The sequence below is a fragment of the Pleomorphomonas sp. T1.2MG-36 genome (assembly GCF_950100655.1).
GTDB lineage: Bacteria > Pseudomonadota > Alphaproteobacteria > Rhizobiales > Pleomorphomonadaceae > Pleomorphomonas.
Map to the genome: position 1 here is coordinate 96339 of NZ_CATNLY010000001.1, position 12658 is coordinate 108996.

The 12658-nt window shown below is 63.5% G+C and carries 15 protein-coding genes; 12 read left to right on the forward strand and 3 right to left on the reverse strand.

Features of this window, described 5'->3' with window-relative positions; all coding sequences use genetic code 11:
- The first annotated feature begins 65 nt into the window (after window positions 1–65).
- The 7 genes from QQZ18_RS00450 (at window position 66) to QQZ18_RS00480 (ending at window position 5971) form a co-directional block, all read left to right on the forward strand.
- Complete coding sequence (locus QQZ18_RS00450) at window positions 66–263, forward strand: twin-arginine translocase TatA/TatE family subunit (RefSeq protein WP_284537312.1); 198 nt, start codon at window positions 66–68, stop codon at window positions 261–263.
- 79 nt (window positions 264–342) lie between these two features.
- A complete protein-coding gene (gene tatB, locus QQZ18_RS00455; RefSeq protein WP_284537313.1) occupies window positions 343–855 on the forward strand; it encodes a Sec-independent protein translocase protein TatB in 513 nt (170 codons plus the stop codon).
- Window positions 852–1652 (forward strand): twin-arginine translocase subunit TatC, encoded by an 801-nt coding sequence (tatC, locus tag QQZ18_RS00460; RefSeq protein WP_284537314.1) that lies wholly within the window; start codon window positions 852–854, stop codon window positions 1650–1652. The genes tatB and tatC overlap by 4 nt, the downstream gene beginning before the upstream one ends.
- 39 nt (window positions 1653–1691) lie before the next feature.
- Complete coding sequence (serS, locus tag QQZ18_RS00465; protein WP_284537315.1) at window positions 1692–2987, forward strand: serine--tRNA ligase; 1296 nt, start codon at window positions 1692–1694, stop codon at window positions 2985–2987.
- 22 nt (window positions 2988–3009) lie between these two features.
- The gene (gene surE / locus QQZ18_RS00470; RefSeq protein ID WP_284537316.1) at window positions 3010–3765 is read left to right on the forward strand and encodes a 5'/3'-nucleotidase SurE; all 756 of its coding nucleotides are present in this window, start codon (window positions 3010–3012) and stop codon (window positions 3763–3765) included.
- A gap of 102 nt (window positions 3766–3867) precedes the next feature.
- Window positions 3868–4518, forward strand: a complete 651-nt coding sequence (locus QQZ18_RS00475) for a protein-L-isoaspartate(D-aspartate) O-methyltransferase (RefSeq protein ID WP_284537317.1) — start codon at window positions 3868–3870, stop codon at window positions 4516–4518.
- Between the two features lie 169 nt (window positions 4519–4687).
- Window positions 4688–5971, forward strand: coding sequence for a peptidoglycan DD-metalloendopeptidase family protein (locus tag QQZ18_RS00480; protein ID WP_284537318.1), 1284 nt, complete (start codon window positions 4688–4690; stop codon window positions 5969–5971).
- Between the two features lie 168 nt (window positions 5972–6139).
- Here the strand turns inward: QQZ18_RS00480 and QQZ18_RS00485 are convergent, their stop codons facing one another.
- The gene (locus QQZ18_RS00485; RefSeq protein ID WP_284537319.1) at window positions 6140–6619 is read right to left on the reverse strand and encodes a hypothetical protein; all 480 of its coding nucleotides are present in this window, start codon (window positions 6617–6619) and stop codon (window positions 6140–6142) included.
- 26 nt (window positions 6620–6645) lie between these two features.
- The gene (locus tag QQZ18_RS00490) at window positions 6646–7533 is read right to left on the reverse strand and encodes an ATP-binding protein (RefSeq protein ID WP_284538733.1); all 888 of its coding nucleotides are present in this window, start codon (window positions 7531–7533) and stop codon (window positions 6646–6648) included.
- 302 nt (window positions 7534–7835) lie between these two features.
- Here QQZ18_RS00490 and yajC point away from each other — a divergent pair, with 302 nt between their 5' ends.
- The 5 genes from yajC (at window position 7836) to QQZ18_RS00515 (ending at window position 12136) form a co-directional block, all read left to right on the forward strand.
- Entirely contained in the window at window positions 7836–8186 is a 351-nt protein-coding gene (gene yajC, locus QQZ18_RS00495; RefSeq protein WP_284537320.1) for a preprotein translocase subunit YajC, read from the forward strand.
- Between the two features lie 74 nt (window positions 8187–8260).
- On the forward strand, window positions 8261–9871 hold the full coding sequence (gene secD, locus QQZ18_RS00500) for a protein translocase subunit SecD (RefSeq protein WP_284537321.1): 1611 nt from the start codon (window positions 8261–8263) through the stop codon (window positions 9869–9871).
- 21 nt (window positions 9872–9892) lie between these two features.
- Window positions 9893–10846, forward strand: a complete 954-nt coding sequence (gene secF / locus QQZ18_RS00505; protein ID WP_284537322.1) for a protein translocase subunit SecF — start codon at window positions 9893–9895, stop codon at window positions 10844–10846.
- Window positions 10847–10877: 31 nt separating this feature from the next.
- A complete protein-coding gene (locus tag QQZ18_RS00510) occupies window positions 10878–11285 on the forward strand; it encodes an Mth938-like domain-containing protein (protein ID WP_284537323.1) in 408 nt (135 codons plus the stop codon).
- Window positions 11285–12136 carry a phytoene/squalene synthase family protein gene (locus tag QQZ18_RS00515; protein WP_284537324.1) on the forward strand — a complete coding sequence of 284 codons (852 nt, stop codon included), beginning with the start codon at window positions 11285–11287 and terminating at the stop codon, window positions 12134–12136. Before QQZ18_RS00510 ends, QQZ18_RS00515 begins: the two co-directional genes overlap by 1 nt.
- Here QQZ18_RS00515 and QQZ18_RS00520 read toward each other — a convergent pair.
- On the reverse strand, window positions 12133–12654 hold the full coding sequence (locus QQZ18_RS00520) for an NADH-quinone oxidoreductase subunit B family protein (protein ID WP_284537325.1): 522 nt from the start codon (window positions 12652–12654) through the stop codon (window positions 12133–12135). The two genes, QQZ18_RS00515 and QQZ18_RS00520, sit on opposite strands and share 4 nt — an antisense overlap.
- Window positions 12655–12658 lie beyond the last annotated feature (4 nt).

Genomic DNA, 12658 nt, shown 5'->3' on the forward strand with positions numbered 1-12658 from the left:
AGGGGGCGTCCGTTGTGCAAGAGTGCCGCCACTTTTGGGCAAGCGTGCGCCCTCGGGAGACAAAAATGGGTTCGTTGAGCATCTGGCACTGGCTGATCGTCTTGGTCGTCGTCCTCATCCTGTTTGGTGGCCGTGGCAAGATTCCTGAGCTGATGGGTGATTTCGCCAAGGGCATCAAGAACTTCAAGAAGGGCATGTCTGACGACGACGAAACGCCGCCGAAGCCCGTCGAGAACAAGACCGACGATTCGCCGCGGGTCTGATCGACCCCTGTGACGTGCGTTCTTTTGTGGGGCGTCGCGCCGGGTGGTGCGGCGCGCGCCGATCGTGGGCGAGTGAGCGATGTTTGAAGTCGGCTGGACGGAAATCCTGGTGATCGCCATCGTCGCGCTCATCGTCTTCCCCACCAAGGATTTGCCGCGTCTCCTGAGGACCGTCGGCCAATTGGTGGGCAAGGCGCGGCGCATGGCAGGCGACATGCAGGCGCAATTCAATCAGGCGCTGCGCGAGGCCGAACGAGAGGCGGATATCGCCGACCTCAAGACCACCGTTCAGAACGCCAATCCGCTGACCGATCTCAAGAAGACCTTCGATCCCGTGCGCAATTTCGGTGACGACATCAAGAAGTCGGTCTCGGCGCCGATTCCTCCGAAGGCCGTCGAATCGACTCCAGCCGCCGCTTTGGCTGACGCTCCGCCTGCGGCGGTCGCCGAAACGCCCGTCGCCGAGCCGGTGCCGGTCGATACCGTTCGCCCGGTCGAACCATCGATTCCGGCAGAGACGGCAACGCCGGCTGAAGGGAAGGCACCCGAGGTCTCCGCTGCCGGCGGAAGCAAGGACGGGAGCGCCGCATGACCACCAAAGAAGAAGACGACCAGATCGAGGCGTCCAAGGCTCCTCTGATCGAGCATCTCGCCGAACTGCGGTCGCGCCTCCTGAAGTCGGTGGCGGCGATCCTTGTCTGCTTCCTGATCTGCTTTTTCTTCGCCCAGGACATCTTCAACATCCTGGTCATTCCCTATGAGCGGGCGGCGGGCGCCGAGCAGAGCGTCAAGCTTATCTATACCGCTCCGCAGGAGTACTTTTTCACCCAGCTCAAGCTGGCGCTGTTCGGTGCTCTGTTCGTCGCTTTTCCGGTCATCGCCAACCAGATCTACATGTTCGTGGCGCCGGGCCTCTACAAGCACGAGCGGCAGGCGTTCCTGCCATTCCTCGTCGCCACCCCGATCCTGTTCCTGCTCGGCGCGCTGATGGTGTTCTTCTTCGTCATGCCCGCCATCATGATGTTCTTCCTGTCGATGCAGCAGGCTGGCGGCAAAGGTCAGGCGGCGATCGAGCTGCTGCCCAAGGTATCCGAATACCTGGGACTGATCATGACGCTGATCTTCGCCTTCGGTATCGTCTTCCAGTTGCCCGTGGTGCTCACGCTGCTCGGGCGAGTTGGCGTCGTCACCGAGGCCGGACTGAGATCCTGGCGCCGCTACGCCATCCTGCTTGCCTTCATCGTGGCCGCCGTGCTGACGCCGCCGGACCCGATGAGCCAAATCCTGCTTGCGGTTCCGACGATGCTTCTCTACGAAGTGTCCATTATTGCCGTCAGGTATATCAACAAGCGCGGCGAGTCCCGGGACGTCTCCACCACCGAAGGCTGATGCGAGGGCTCCGGCGGACGTGCCGCGCGGGGAAAGCCAATGCTCGACATCAAGTGGATTCGCGACAATCCGGAAGCCCTGAAGCACGCCCTGATGCGGCGCGGCCAGTCGGCGGACTTCGCCGAAGCCACCGTATCGGAGGCCGTTCGTCTCGACGATGCGCGCCGGGCCAACATCAAGTCGTTGCAGGAGGCGCAGGAGCGCCGCAACGCCGCCTCCAAGGAAATCGGCAAGGCGAAGGCCGGCAAGGACGAGGCTCGCGCCGCCGAACTCATGGAGGAGGTGGCGCGCATCAAGTCGTTCATCCAGGACGGCGAGGCGAAGGAACGTGAGCTGGATGCCGCTCTGGACGCCGCGCTGTCGGTGATTCCCAACTCGCCGCTCGATGACGTGCCCGACGGGCCGGATGAAAGCGCCAACGTCGAGCATCATCGCTTCGGCGAGCCGCGCCAGTTCAACTGGGCCAAGGAGCATTTCGAGCTGGGCGAAGGACTCGGCATGATGGACTTCGAGCGGGCCGCCAAGCTGGCCGGCGCTCGCTTTACCGTGGTCAAGAGCCATCTCGCCCGCCTTGAGCGCGCGCTCGGCCAGTTCATGATCAATCTCCATACCATCGAGCATGGCTACACCGAGGTGATTCCGCCGCTGATGGTGCGCGATGAGGTCATGTATGGCACCGGACAGTTGCCGAAGTTCGCCGAGGATCTGTTCAGGACCACCGACGGTCGCTGGTTGATTCCGACGGCCGAAGTGCCTCTGACCAACCTCGTTCGCGAGGAGATCCTGGAGGAGAAGGATCTGCCGCTGCGCCTTACGGCTCTGACGCCTTGCTTCCGCTCGGAAGCCGGTTCGGCCGGCCGCGACGTGCGCGGCATGCTGCGCCAGCACCAGTTCAACAAGGTTGAACTCGTCTCCATCACCGCCCAGGAAAAGTCGATCGAAGAGCACGAGCGCATGCTGGCCTGTGCCGAAGAGGTGCTGAAGCGCCTGGGGCTGGCCTACCGCGTCGTGACCCTCTGCACCGGCGACATGGGGTTCGGCAGCCGCAAGACCTACGACATCGAGGTCTGGTTGCCCGGCCAGAAGAGGTTCCGCGAGATTTCATCCTGCTCCGTTTGCGGCGATTTCCAGGGACGGCGCATGAACGCCCGCTATCGTCCGACCGGCGAGCCGAAGGGAACCCGTTTCGTCCACACGCTGAACGGGTCGGGCGTTGCCGTGGGCCGCGCCCTCATAGCCGTGATGGAAACATGGCAGAACGAGGATGGCACGGTGACGGTGCCGGATGTGCTACTGCCGCTGATGGGCGGCGTCACGCGTATCGAAAAAGTCTGAACAGCAAGAGAAAGACCCGGCCATGCGCATCCTGATCTCCAACGATGACGGTATCCATGCACCGGGTCTCGCTGCACTCGAGAACATCGCCCGTGCGCTCAGCGACGACGTCTGGGTGGTCGCCCCGGAAACCGACCAGTCGGGCTTTGCCCACTCGTTGACGCTGCACGATCCGCTCAGGGCGCGGAAAATCGAAGAACGCCGCTTTGCCGTGCGTGGCACGCCGACCGACTGCGTGATCATGGGCGTCCGCCACCTGCTGCCCGGTCGGCCCGATCTCGTGCTGTCGGGTGTCAACGCCGGTACGAACATGGCCGACGATGTCACCTACTCGGGAACCGTCGCCTGCGCCATCGAGGCGACCTTGCTCGGCATTCCCGCAGTGGCACTCAGCCAGGCCTACGAGGATTTCGTGGGGCGCATTCCCTTCGAAACCGCCGAGGCTCTGGGTCCGGATATCCTCAGAAAACTGACGGAGCAGGGGATTGCCCACGGCACCTTCATCAACGTCAACTTCCCCAACTGCCAGCCATCCGAGGTGGCCGGCATCGAGGTGACCCGGCAGGGCAACTTTGCCTATGACCATGGCATCGACGTCGAGAAGCGTATCGACGCGCGCCATAAGCCCTATTACTGGCTCACCTTCCAGCGCGGTGAGATGCTGTGCGCGCAAGGGACCGACGCATTCGCGATCTCGCGCAACAAGGTCTCCGTGAGCCCGCTCCGTCTCGACCTGACGGACATGGCGGCCATGGAAAAACTGCAGGCCCTGTTCTGATCGAAACGCTTTTTCAAGGCTGTTCGTCTTACTTTTGACACCTCCGTCATAAATGCAACGTCGCAACTCATGTTTGTGGCATTGCGCGAGAGAATGGTGTCGATGAGGCCTTTCGAGCCTGACAAGGTGGCGATCGCGGAGCTCACAATGAAGCTCCGCGGCATGGGTGTCACCGACACCCGGCTGTTGCGCGCCCTTGAGCTCGTTCCGCGCCGCATGTTCGTGGCTGCGTCTCATCAGGCAAGCGCCTACCTCGACCGATCGTTGCCCATCGAATGCGGCCAGACCATCAATGCCCCGTCCACGGTGGCCTTGATGGTGTCTGCGCTGGCCGTCGAACCAAACGACAAGGTGCTCGAAGTGGGCTGCGGCTCCGGTTTCCAGGCGGCCATTCTTGCCCACCTCGCCGCCCAGGTGGTGACGATGGACAGGTTTCGCAGCCTGATCGACATCGCCGAGGACCGGCTTTCGGCTTTGAAGATCTCCAACGTCATCACTCTTCTCGGTGATGGGCTGGAGGGCTTCACCCGCCATGCGCCTTACAATCGAATCCTCGTCGATGGCGCGGTTGAAAAGGTGCCGACGGCGCTCCTCGACCAACTCGCCGACAAGGGGATGCTGGTCGCTCCGGTCGGGGCCGGCCACACGCAGACACTGGTCCGAATCTCGCGCGATGGACGACTGTTCCATCGTGCCGAACTTGGCAAGATCCGGCAGTTCCCGTTGCGGGAAGGTGTGGCCCGGCGACTGTGAGTCTCCGTGTTCGGATCGTGCTCGTTCACCTAAAGTCTTGAGGAAATCCGCCGTTTTCCCTGGGTTTGGCGGCTTCCAGGTGCGGGTCGCCCCTTCGCTTTAAGCCTTTGTCAACGTTACTGCGGCTTAATCATTACAGTTGAAGTCGAGCAGGCGAGACCTGATGATCATGAGTAACCTAGCGATCTGCCGGACCTCCCGCTTTCTGGTCCAGGTTGCCGCCGTTGCCATACTGGCCGGCTTTTCGGCCGGATGCAGCGGCGACGTCAGCCGTTTCGGAAACGTGTTTGCCGAGACGGACAACCAGGATCAGATCATTGGGCGCGCCGATCCGATGCCGACCGGATCCATAAACTCCCAGGCGACCTACGCGCAGCCCGCCTATGCGCAACCGGCCTACACGCAGCAGACCTATGCGGCGCCGGCCTCCACCTATCCGTCCTCGGGCGCCGTGTCTTCGAGCACGCTGCCCCCGGCGCCGGGTGCCGTCGTCAACAACGGTGCCTACGTTCGCCCCGGGCAGACCGCTGCGCTTCCGCCGCCAACGGGGGCGGTTCCGGCTACCCAGCCTTGGGCGCCTTCGAACGGGACCGCCGTCACCGTCAAGCCGGGCGATACGGTGCAGGTGCTCGCCCGCCGCTATGGCGTTGCCGAATCGTCGTTGTTGGCGGCCAACGGCCTCGTTGCCGGCGCTCAACTGGCGCCGGGGCAGAACATCGTCATTCCCGCCTACGGACAGCAGAGCGCGGCCGTTGCCGCGCCCGCCGCCGCAGCTGGTACCGCTCCTGGGCAGCAGATTCTCGGCCAGTTGCCGCCCACGAAGCCGCCGGCGCCGAAGTCGGTGTCGAGCGAAGTCGCCGCGGCGGCTCCCGGCAAGCCGGCGCCTGCCGCCACCACCACCGTGGCCACGGCAACGACCACCACGGCGACGGATGCCAAACTCGGCCTGTTGCCGCCGGCCGGCAACAAGCCCGGCCAGCAAGCCAATCAGCAGGTGGCCGCTCTGGCTCCCAGCCAAACCCAGCCGAGCGTCAAAGCCACGACGCCGACATCGTCGGGCGTGGAAAGCGCCGCCGATGGCAGCTTCCGCTGGCCGGTGCGCGGTCGCGTCATTTCCGCCTTCGGCGTCAAGCCGGGCGGCGAGCGCAACGACGGCATCAACATCGAGGTGCCCGAGGGCACGCCGATCAAGGCCGCGGAGGGCGGTCAGGTGATCTATGCCGGCAACGAGCTGAAAGGCTTCGGCAACCTGGTGCTGGTGAAGCATTCCAACGGCTTCGTGTCGGCTTATGCCCATGCCAGCGAAGTGCTGGTCCAGCGTGGAGACAGCATTCTGCGCGGCCAGACCATCGCCAAGGTCGGCGCCACCGGCAATGTCAGCCGGCCGCAGCTTCACTTCGAAATCCGCAATGGCAATCGGCCAGTCGATCCGTTGCCATACCTCAGCGGCTGAGCGCCGAGGCGCGAGACAGCACATTTTCCTCAATTCGGCGGCTTCGGCCGCCGTTTTTTTCATTTGCAACCTAGGGATCGGATCGCAGTCCTGCGTCCCGCCCTGTGCCCCACAAGGCCGATCGAGTGTCTCGGCAAGCCCGAAGTGTCTTCCAATAGGCCCCGGACATCAACGCCAGTCGCGCGGAATGACCCGTTCGTCATCCGTGACGCAGGCGAGCGAGGCGGCTGGCGCCTGATTGTCGCGGCCGGCCATATATGCGGCGCCGGCATCGCCGCCGCAGATCGGCTTTGCAATCACTTCAAATCCCGACCGGCGAAGGCAGCTACCTATGTAGCGTTCCCGCAACTCGGCATTGACGTCGCGTGTACTTCTGCTGCCGGGATAGACGAAGCCGCCGGTCTCGCGGCAGTAGCGGCGGCCATTCACCGGATCTTCCCGGCACTCGGTAAAGCCGGGTCGGTATACCGGCGGTCGGACGACCGTGATCATGGCCTGGGGGATTTTCTCGAGCGACTCGATGCGGCATTGATCGGCCACCGCCTGCCGCTCCGCAAAGCTCGATCCACTCTTGTAGACGACCGGCACCGGTGACGACACGCAGCCGGCGAGCAAGACCACGGCGCCTACCGCAAAGACACGGTTCATCTTCAATCTCCTCCCATGCGCGTCGGTCAGTCGGCGAGCCGCAGCCGGCCGGCGAGGTCCTGAACGTATTGCCAGGCGACTCTACCCGACCGCGCCCCGCGCGTCCGTTCCCACTCGAGAGCTTCCGCTCTTAGCAGGTCGGCATCGACATCGAGTGCCATGGCTGCGACGTAACCGCGCACCATTTCAAGATAATCATCTTGCGAGCAGTTGTGAAAGCCGATCCAAAGGCCGAAGCGGTCCGAAAGCGACACCTTCTCCTCGACCGCCTCGCCGGGGTTGATCGCCGTCGCTCGTTCATTCTCCATCATGTCGCGCGGCAGGAGATGGCGACGATTCGACGTCGCATAGAACACGACATTGTCCGGTCGCCCCTCGATACCGCCTTCCAGCACCGCCTTCAGCGATTTGTAGGAGGTATCGCCGTGGTCGAACGAAAGGTCGTCACAGAACAGGATGAATCGGTGCCGGCTGTCGCGCAGCATCTTCATGAGAATGGGCAAGCTCTCGATATCCTCGCGATGAATCTCGATCAGCTTGACCGGGGTGACCTCCGAAAGGCCGGCAAGGCGGCGATTGACCTCCGCCTGCGACGCCTTGACCAGCGAGGACTTGCCCATGCCGCGTGCGCCCCAGAGAAGCACGTTGTTGGCCGGGAGCCCGCGGGCGAAGCGCTCGGTGTTGGCGACGATCATGTCGCGATTGCGGTCGACGCCTTTGAGGAGACCGATCTCGACGCGATTGACCCGGTTGACCGGTTGCAGCGAAGCCGGCTCGGCGACGAAGACGAAGGCATCGGCTGCGTCGAAGTCGGGGGCTTCCAACCGGGCGGGCACCAGCCGCTCAAGAAGGCTGGCGATGCGCTCCAAGTGGTTGTTCAGGGTCTCGATGGGGGAAGCATTCACGTCGGTCATCCTCTCGCCCGTCTGCGTCGCCTTGTGTACCGTGCGGTACTCTCTCGGCATTTTCTAGTCCGCCCCGGGCGGTGATGCAAACCTTGGAGAGGCGTTTCCGGTACGCTTCACTGCAAATCCTGCCGGAGACTACCTAGAGGCCCCGATCCGGAGGCCGAGGCGCATAGCTTTGGTTTGCAAAGTCCAACGGCCTAGGTATATTCCGGCCACTTTCGAATGGGCGGCATGTCGCTCTCCCTTCGATGTCTCAATGCCTCGTCGGTCCGGCTTGCGGGCGACGGCGGGCCGATGGAGTTGACCCGATGTTCGTAACCCCAGCTTACGCCCAGGCGGCCGGTGCGGCCCCCGGCAGTACCGATTTCCTCATCCAGTTCGCGCCGTTCATCCTGATCTTCGTGATCATGTACTTCCTGCTCATTCGGCCGCAGCAGCGCAAGGCCAAGGAGCACCGCGACATGTTGAAGAATCTGCGGCGTGGTGACGTGGTAGTGATGCAGGGCGGCCTGATCGGCAAGATTCTCAAGGTCGTCGACGACAGCAACGAGCTTCTGCTCGATGTGGGCGACGGCACGACCAAGGTGCAAGTGCGCGTCGCTGCCGGTCTCGTCCAGCAGCTTCGCAGCAAGGGCGAGCCCGTCAAGGAAGGCAACTGACCGATCGGTCGGCACAAGATGAAAGGCGGGCAGCGTGGCTGCCCGCTTTCGGCCAATAAGGTCCGAGGCAGCAAATGCTCTATTTTTCCCGCTGGAAGGTAACCACGATCCTCTTGACGATTTTCGTCGCGCTCGTGGTCCTTATCCCCAATTACCTGACCTCGGACCAGATCAAGTCATACTGGCCCTCGTGGCTTCCGGGACGACAAGTTGTCCTCGGCCTGGATCTGCAGGGAGGCGTCTACCTTCTCTATCAGATCGATGTGACCGACTATAAGCAGAAGCGGCTCAAGGCGCTTGAGGGCGATATTCGCCAGGCGATGCGCGATGAACCCCGCATCGGCTACACCGGTCTGAGTGTCCAGGACGACGTCGTACAGCTGAAGATCCGCGATGCCGACAAGGTGGACGAGGCCGCCAAGCGCCTGGGCAATCTGCTCAATCCGCTGTCGACAGGCACACTTGGTGGCGCCGCCGTAACCGAGTTCCAGTTCGATCAGGGGGCTGACGGCCTGATGCGACTCGGATTTTCGTCGGCCGGCCTCGAGAAGCGGCTTGGCACCGTCGTTCAGCAGTCGATCGAAGTCATCCGCCGCCGCGTCGATCAGATGGGCGCCGTCGAACCGTCGATCCAACGTCAGGGATCCGATCGCATTCTGGTCGAAGCCCCGGGCGAAAAGGATCCGGCGCGTCTCAAGAACATCATCGGTCGCACCGCCCAGATGACCTTCCATCTGGTCGATCTCAACGTGTCGGCCGATGAGGCCGCCAAGGGCAACCTGCCGCCGGGCGAAATCCTTCTGAAGCAGAAGGAAGGCGGCATGCCGATGGTGGTCGACGAGACGCCGTTGATGACCGGCGAGGACCTCACCGACGCCCAGACATCCTTCCAGAGCCAGACCAACGAGCCGGTGGTTTCCTTCCGCCTGTCGACGTCCGGTGCCAGGAAATTCGCCCAGGTGACAACCGACAGTGTCGGTCGGCTGTTCGCGATCGTGCTCGACGACGAGATCATCTCGGCGCCACGCATCAACGAGCCGATCACCCAGGGTTCGGGCCAGATTTCCGGCCACTTCACCGTAGAAACCGCCAATGACCTCGCCGTGCTGCTGCGCGCCGGCGCGCTGCCGGCCAAGCTGTCGGTTGCCGAGGAGCGCACGGTCGGTCCGGGCCTTGGCGCCGACTCGATTGCCGCCGGCGAGCGTGCCGCGCTGATCGGTACAGTCGCCGTCGTCATCTTCATGCTGGCGGCCTATGGCCTGTTCGGCGTGTTCGCCAACCTTGCACTGGTGGTCAACCTGATCCTGATCATGGCGATCATCACCATATTGCAGGCAACCCTGACGTTGCCCGGCATCGCCGGCATCGTGCTGACCATGGGCATGGCGGTCGACAGCAACGTGCTGATCTATGAGCGCATTCGCGAGGAACAGCGGCTTGGCCGGTCGCCTGTGTCTGCCATCGATGCCGGTTTCCGCCGTGCGTTTGGCACCATCCTCGATGCCAACATCACCACGCTGATCGCTGCCATCGTGCTGTTCCAGATGGGGTCCGGCCCCGTCAAGGGCTTCGCGGTCACTCACGTGATCGGCATCGTCACCACCATGTTCACGGCCATCACCTTCACCCGACTGGTGGTGGCGACCTGGGTCCGCTATCGGCGGCCGTCCGTCGTTCCGCTCTGATCCGGACCCTGAGGCTCCATCATGCGCCTGCTTCGCCTATTTCCCGACGACACCAAGATCCCCTTCATGAAGTGGAGGAAGTGGAGCTTCCTCTTCTCCGGCCTCGCGTCGGTCATTTGCTTCGTAGTGCTCTATACCCACGGCATGAACACCGGCATCGACTTCCAGGGCGGTACGCTCATGGAAGTCCAGATGAAGTCCGGGGCTGCCGATCTGGAGGCAATTCGCAACCAGCTCAACGGTTTGGGGCTCGGCGAAGTACAGGTCCAGTCGTTCGGCGCGGAAGATGACGTGCTGATCCGCATCGCCCGCCAGGAGGGCGGCGACGAGGCCCAGACCGCTGTTGTCAGCAAGGTGCAGGCTTCCCTCGGTGATGGCGTGGACTATCGGCGCACCGAAATGGTCGGGCCCCGTGTTTCCGGCGAGTTGGCCCAGAATGGTATTCTCGGCATCATCACGGCGCTCGGCCTCATCATGGTCTACGTCTGGTTCCGTTTCGAGTGGCAGTACTCGCTCGGAGCGGTGATCGCGACGCTGCACGACGTGGTGATGACCATCGGCTTCTTTGCCATTACTCAGGTTGAGTTCAACCTGTCGTCGATCGCGGCCATCCTGACCATCGTCGGCTACTCGCTGAACGACACCGTCGTGGTCTACGACCGTATTCGAGAGATGCGCCGTAAGTACAAGCGTCTCAATCTCGTCGTCCTGCTCGACCTCGCCATCAACCAGACGCTGACCCGGACGACCAACACCGCGCTGACAACGCTTATCGCCCTTGCCGCGCTCGTGATCTTCGGCGGCGAGGTGATTCGCTCGTTCACGGGATCGATGCTGTTCGGCGTGCTGATCGGCACCTATTCGTCGATCTTCATCGCCGCGCCAGTCCTGATCTTCCTCGATCCGCAATTGGCAGGCGACAAGTCGGCGAAAAAAGTCGAGGATGACAGCGACGAGGCTGCCGAGCCGGCGTGAGTTCGGGCGTGCCTCCTCCGGAGCATCGCCGATGAAGCTGTTCGTGCCGCGAGGCCGTCCTTTGGAACGTCGCGAGCAGCATCTGCCCGAGCAGGTGCCGGTCGAAGCCTATGGCAACGGCGGCTTCCGCTTTGGCGGCATGTCACATCGCGGTTCGATCCTGATTCTTCCGTCCGGTGTGCATGGCTGGTCGGCGGTCACGCCCGCCGATATCACCGTCGACAGCCTCGCCCAGGTTTTCGACGAGGCCGTGGAACTGGACATGCTGCTTGTCGGAACCGGACGTGATCTCGTTCCGGTGACGGGCGGCCTAGCCGGGGTCCTGCGAGAACGCGGCGTCAAGCATGAAGCCATGTCGACGGGCGCCGCGGTCCGGTTGTTCAACGTCATGCTGGGCGAACGGCGCCGGTTCGCCGCTGCGCTTCTGGCTGTCGACTGATGGCGCCCGCCGCTCGCCTCGACGACGCCTATCGCTATTGCGAGGAGCTCGTTCGCGATCACGACCGCGACCGTTGGCTCGCCAACGGACTTCTGCCGGACGACAAGCGCCGGCACGCTTTCGCCATCCACGCCTTCTCCTATGAAGCCGCGCGCATCCGGGAGACCATTCACGAAGCGATGCCCGGTGAGATTCGTCTGCAATGGTGGGTTGACGCCATTGAGGGGGAGGCGAGAGGGGACGTCGCCGGGCATCCCGTCGCCGCCGCCTTGATCGACACCATCCGTCGCTTTTCGCTGCGGCGATCCGGCTTCGTCAACCTGCTGGAGGCGCGACGCTTCGACCTCTATGACGATGCCATGCCGACGTTGAACGATCTCGAAGGCTATGCCGGCGAGACGGCATCGGTTCTGTTCCTCGAGGTCGCGCAGGTGCTCTGCGAGGGCGCCGATCCGAAGGTGGCCGACGCCGCGGGGCACGCCGGAGTGGCTTATGCGTTGACCGGGCTGATGCGGGCTCTGCCGATCCACGCGCGCCGCAACCAGGTCTATCTGCCCGCCGATCTTCTGAAAGCAGCCGGGATAGAGCCGGACGAGGTGCGCCATGGCCGCAAGGCCGGAGAGCTTGAGGGTGTTCTCGCCAGCCTCAGGAGCAGCGCCGCCGGTCACCTCGACAGCGCGCTTTCCGCGCTCGCCGGGGCGGACGTGCGTGCCAAACCGGCGTTTCTGCCGCTCGCCTTCGTAGGACCTTATCTCAGAGCGCTGGCCAAGGCGCCTGCCTATGGTCCGGTGGCGGAAATTGCCGCGTGGCGCAAACCGCTGATTCTCTGGTGGTTTGGCCGACGCCTCTAGCCGCGGGCGCTCGCCTCGATGAGGCCGATCAGTCCCTTCAGCATGTCGATCGGCTCCGGCGGGCAACCGGAGATGACGAGATCGACCGGAATGACGTCGGAAACGGCGCCGATCACCGCATAGCCCTTGCCGAACACGCCACATCCGGCGGCGCAGTCGCCAACAGCCACCACCCATTTGGGGGCCGGCGTCGCGGCATAGGTGCGCTCGAGGCCCTCGCGCATGTTGGCCGTCACCGGTCCGGTGACCATCAGCACGTCGGCATGGCGCGGCGAGGCGACGAAGCGCAGGCCGAAGCGTTCGACGTCGTAGTAGCTGTTGTTGAGCGCATGGATTTCCAACTCGCAGCCGTTGCACGAGCCGGCATCCACCTCGCGGATCGACAGGCTGCGGCCGAGCCGCGCCTGCGCCGCGACTCCGAGCCGTTCGGCCAGCGTCTCGACCTCGACGTCGCTGACCGCCGGAACGCCTTCGGTCACCGGCCGTCGGAACAAGCCCTCGAGCAGCATTCTACGCATGATC

Excerpts from the sequence above, each read along its gene's own strand:
- QQZ18_RS00450 (WP_284537312.1), top strand. The coding sequence starts at position 66 with ATGGGTTCGTTGAGCATCTGGCACTGGCTGATCGTCTTGGTCGTCGTC.
- tatB (WP_284537313.1), top strand. The coding sequence starts at position 343 with ATGTTTGAAGTCGGCTGGACGGAAATCCTGGTGATCGCCATCGTCGCG.
- tatC (WP_284537314.1), top strand. The coding sequence starts at position 852 with ATGACCACCAAAGAAGAAGACGACCAGATCGAGGCGTCCAAGGCTCCT.
- serS (WP_284537315.1), top strand. The coding sequence starts at position 1,692 with ATGCTCGACATCAAGTGGATTCGCGACAATCCGGAAGCCCTGAAGCAC.
- surE (WP_284537316.1), top strand. The coding sequence starts at position 3,010 with ATGCGCATCCTGATCTCCAACGATGACGGTATCCATGCACCGGGTCTC.
- QQZ18_RS00475 (WP_284537317.1), top strand. The coding sequence starts at position 3,868 with ATGAGGCCTTTCGAGCCTGACAAGGTGGCGATCGCGGAGCTCACAATG.
- QQZ18_RS00480 (WP_284537318.1), top strand. The coding sequence starts at position 4,688 with ATGAGTAACCTAGCGATCTGCCGGACCTCCCGCTTTCTGGTCCAGGTT.
- QQZ18_RS00485 (WP_284537319.1), bottom strand. The coding sequence starts at position 6,619 with ATGAACCGTGTCTTTGCGGTAGGCGCCGTGGTCTTGCTCGCCGGCTGC.
- QQZ18_RS00490 (WP_284538733.1), bottom strand. The coding sequence starts at position 7,533 with ATGACCGACGTGAATGCTTCCCCCATCGAGACCCTGAACAACCACTTG.
- yajC (WP_284537320.1), top strand. The coding sequence starts at position 7,836 with ATGTTCGTAACCCCAGCTTACGCCCAGGCGGCCGGTGCGGCCCCCGGC.
- secD (WP_284537321.1), top strand. The coding sequence starts at position 8,261 with ATGCTCTATTTTTCCCGCTGGAAGGTAACCACGATCCTCTTGACGATT.
- secF (WP_284537322.1), top strand. The coding sequence starts at position 9,893 with ATGCGCCTGCTTCGCCTATTTCCCGACGACACCAAGATCCCCTTCATG.
- QQZ18_RS00510 (WP_284537323.1), top strand. The coding sequence starts at position 10,878 with ATGAAGCTGTTCGTGCCGCGAGGCCGTCCTTTGGAACGTCGCGAGCAG.
- QQZ18_RS00515 (WP_284537324.1), top strand. The coding sequence starts at position 11,285 with ATGGCGCCCGCCGCTCGCCTCGACGACGCCTATCGCTATTGCGAGGAG.
- QQZ18_RS00520 (WP_284537325.1), bottom strand. The coding sequence starts at position 12,654 with ATGCGTAGAATGCTGCTCGAGGGCTTGTTCCGACGGCCGGTGACCGAA.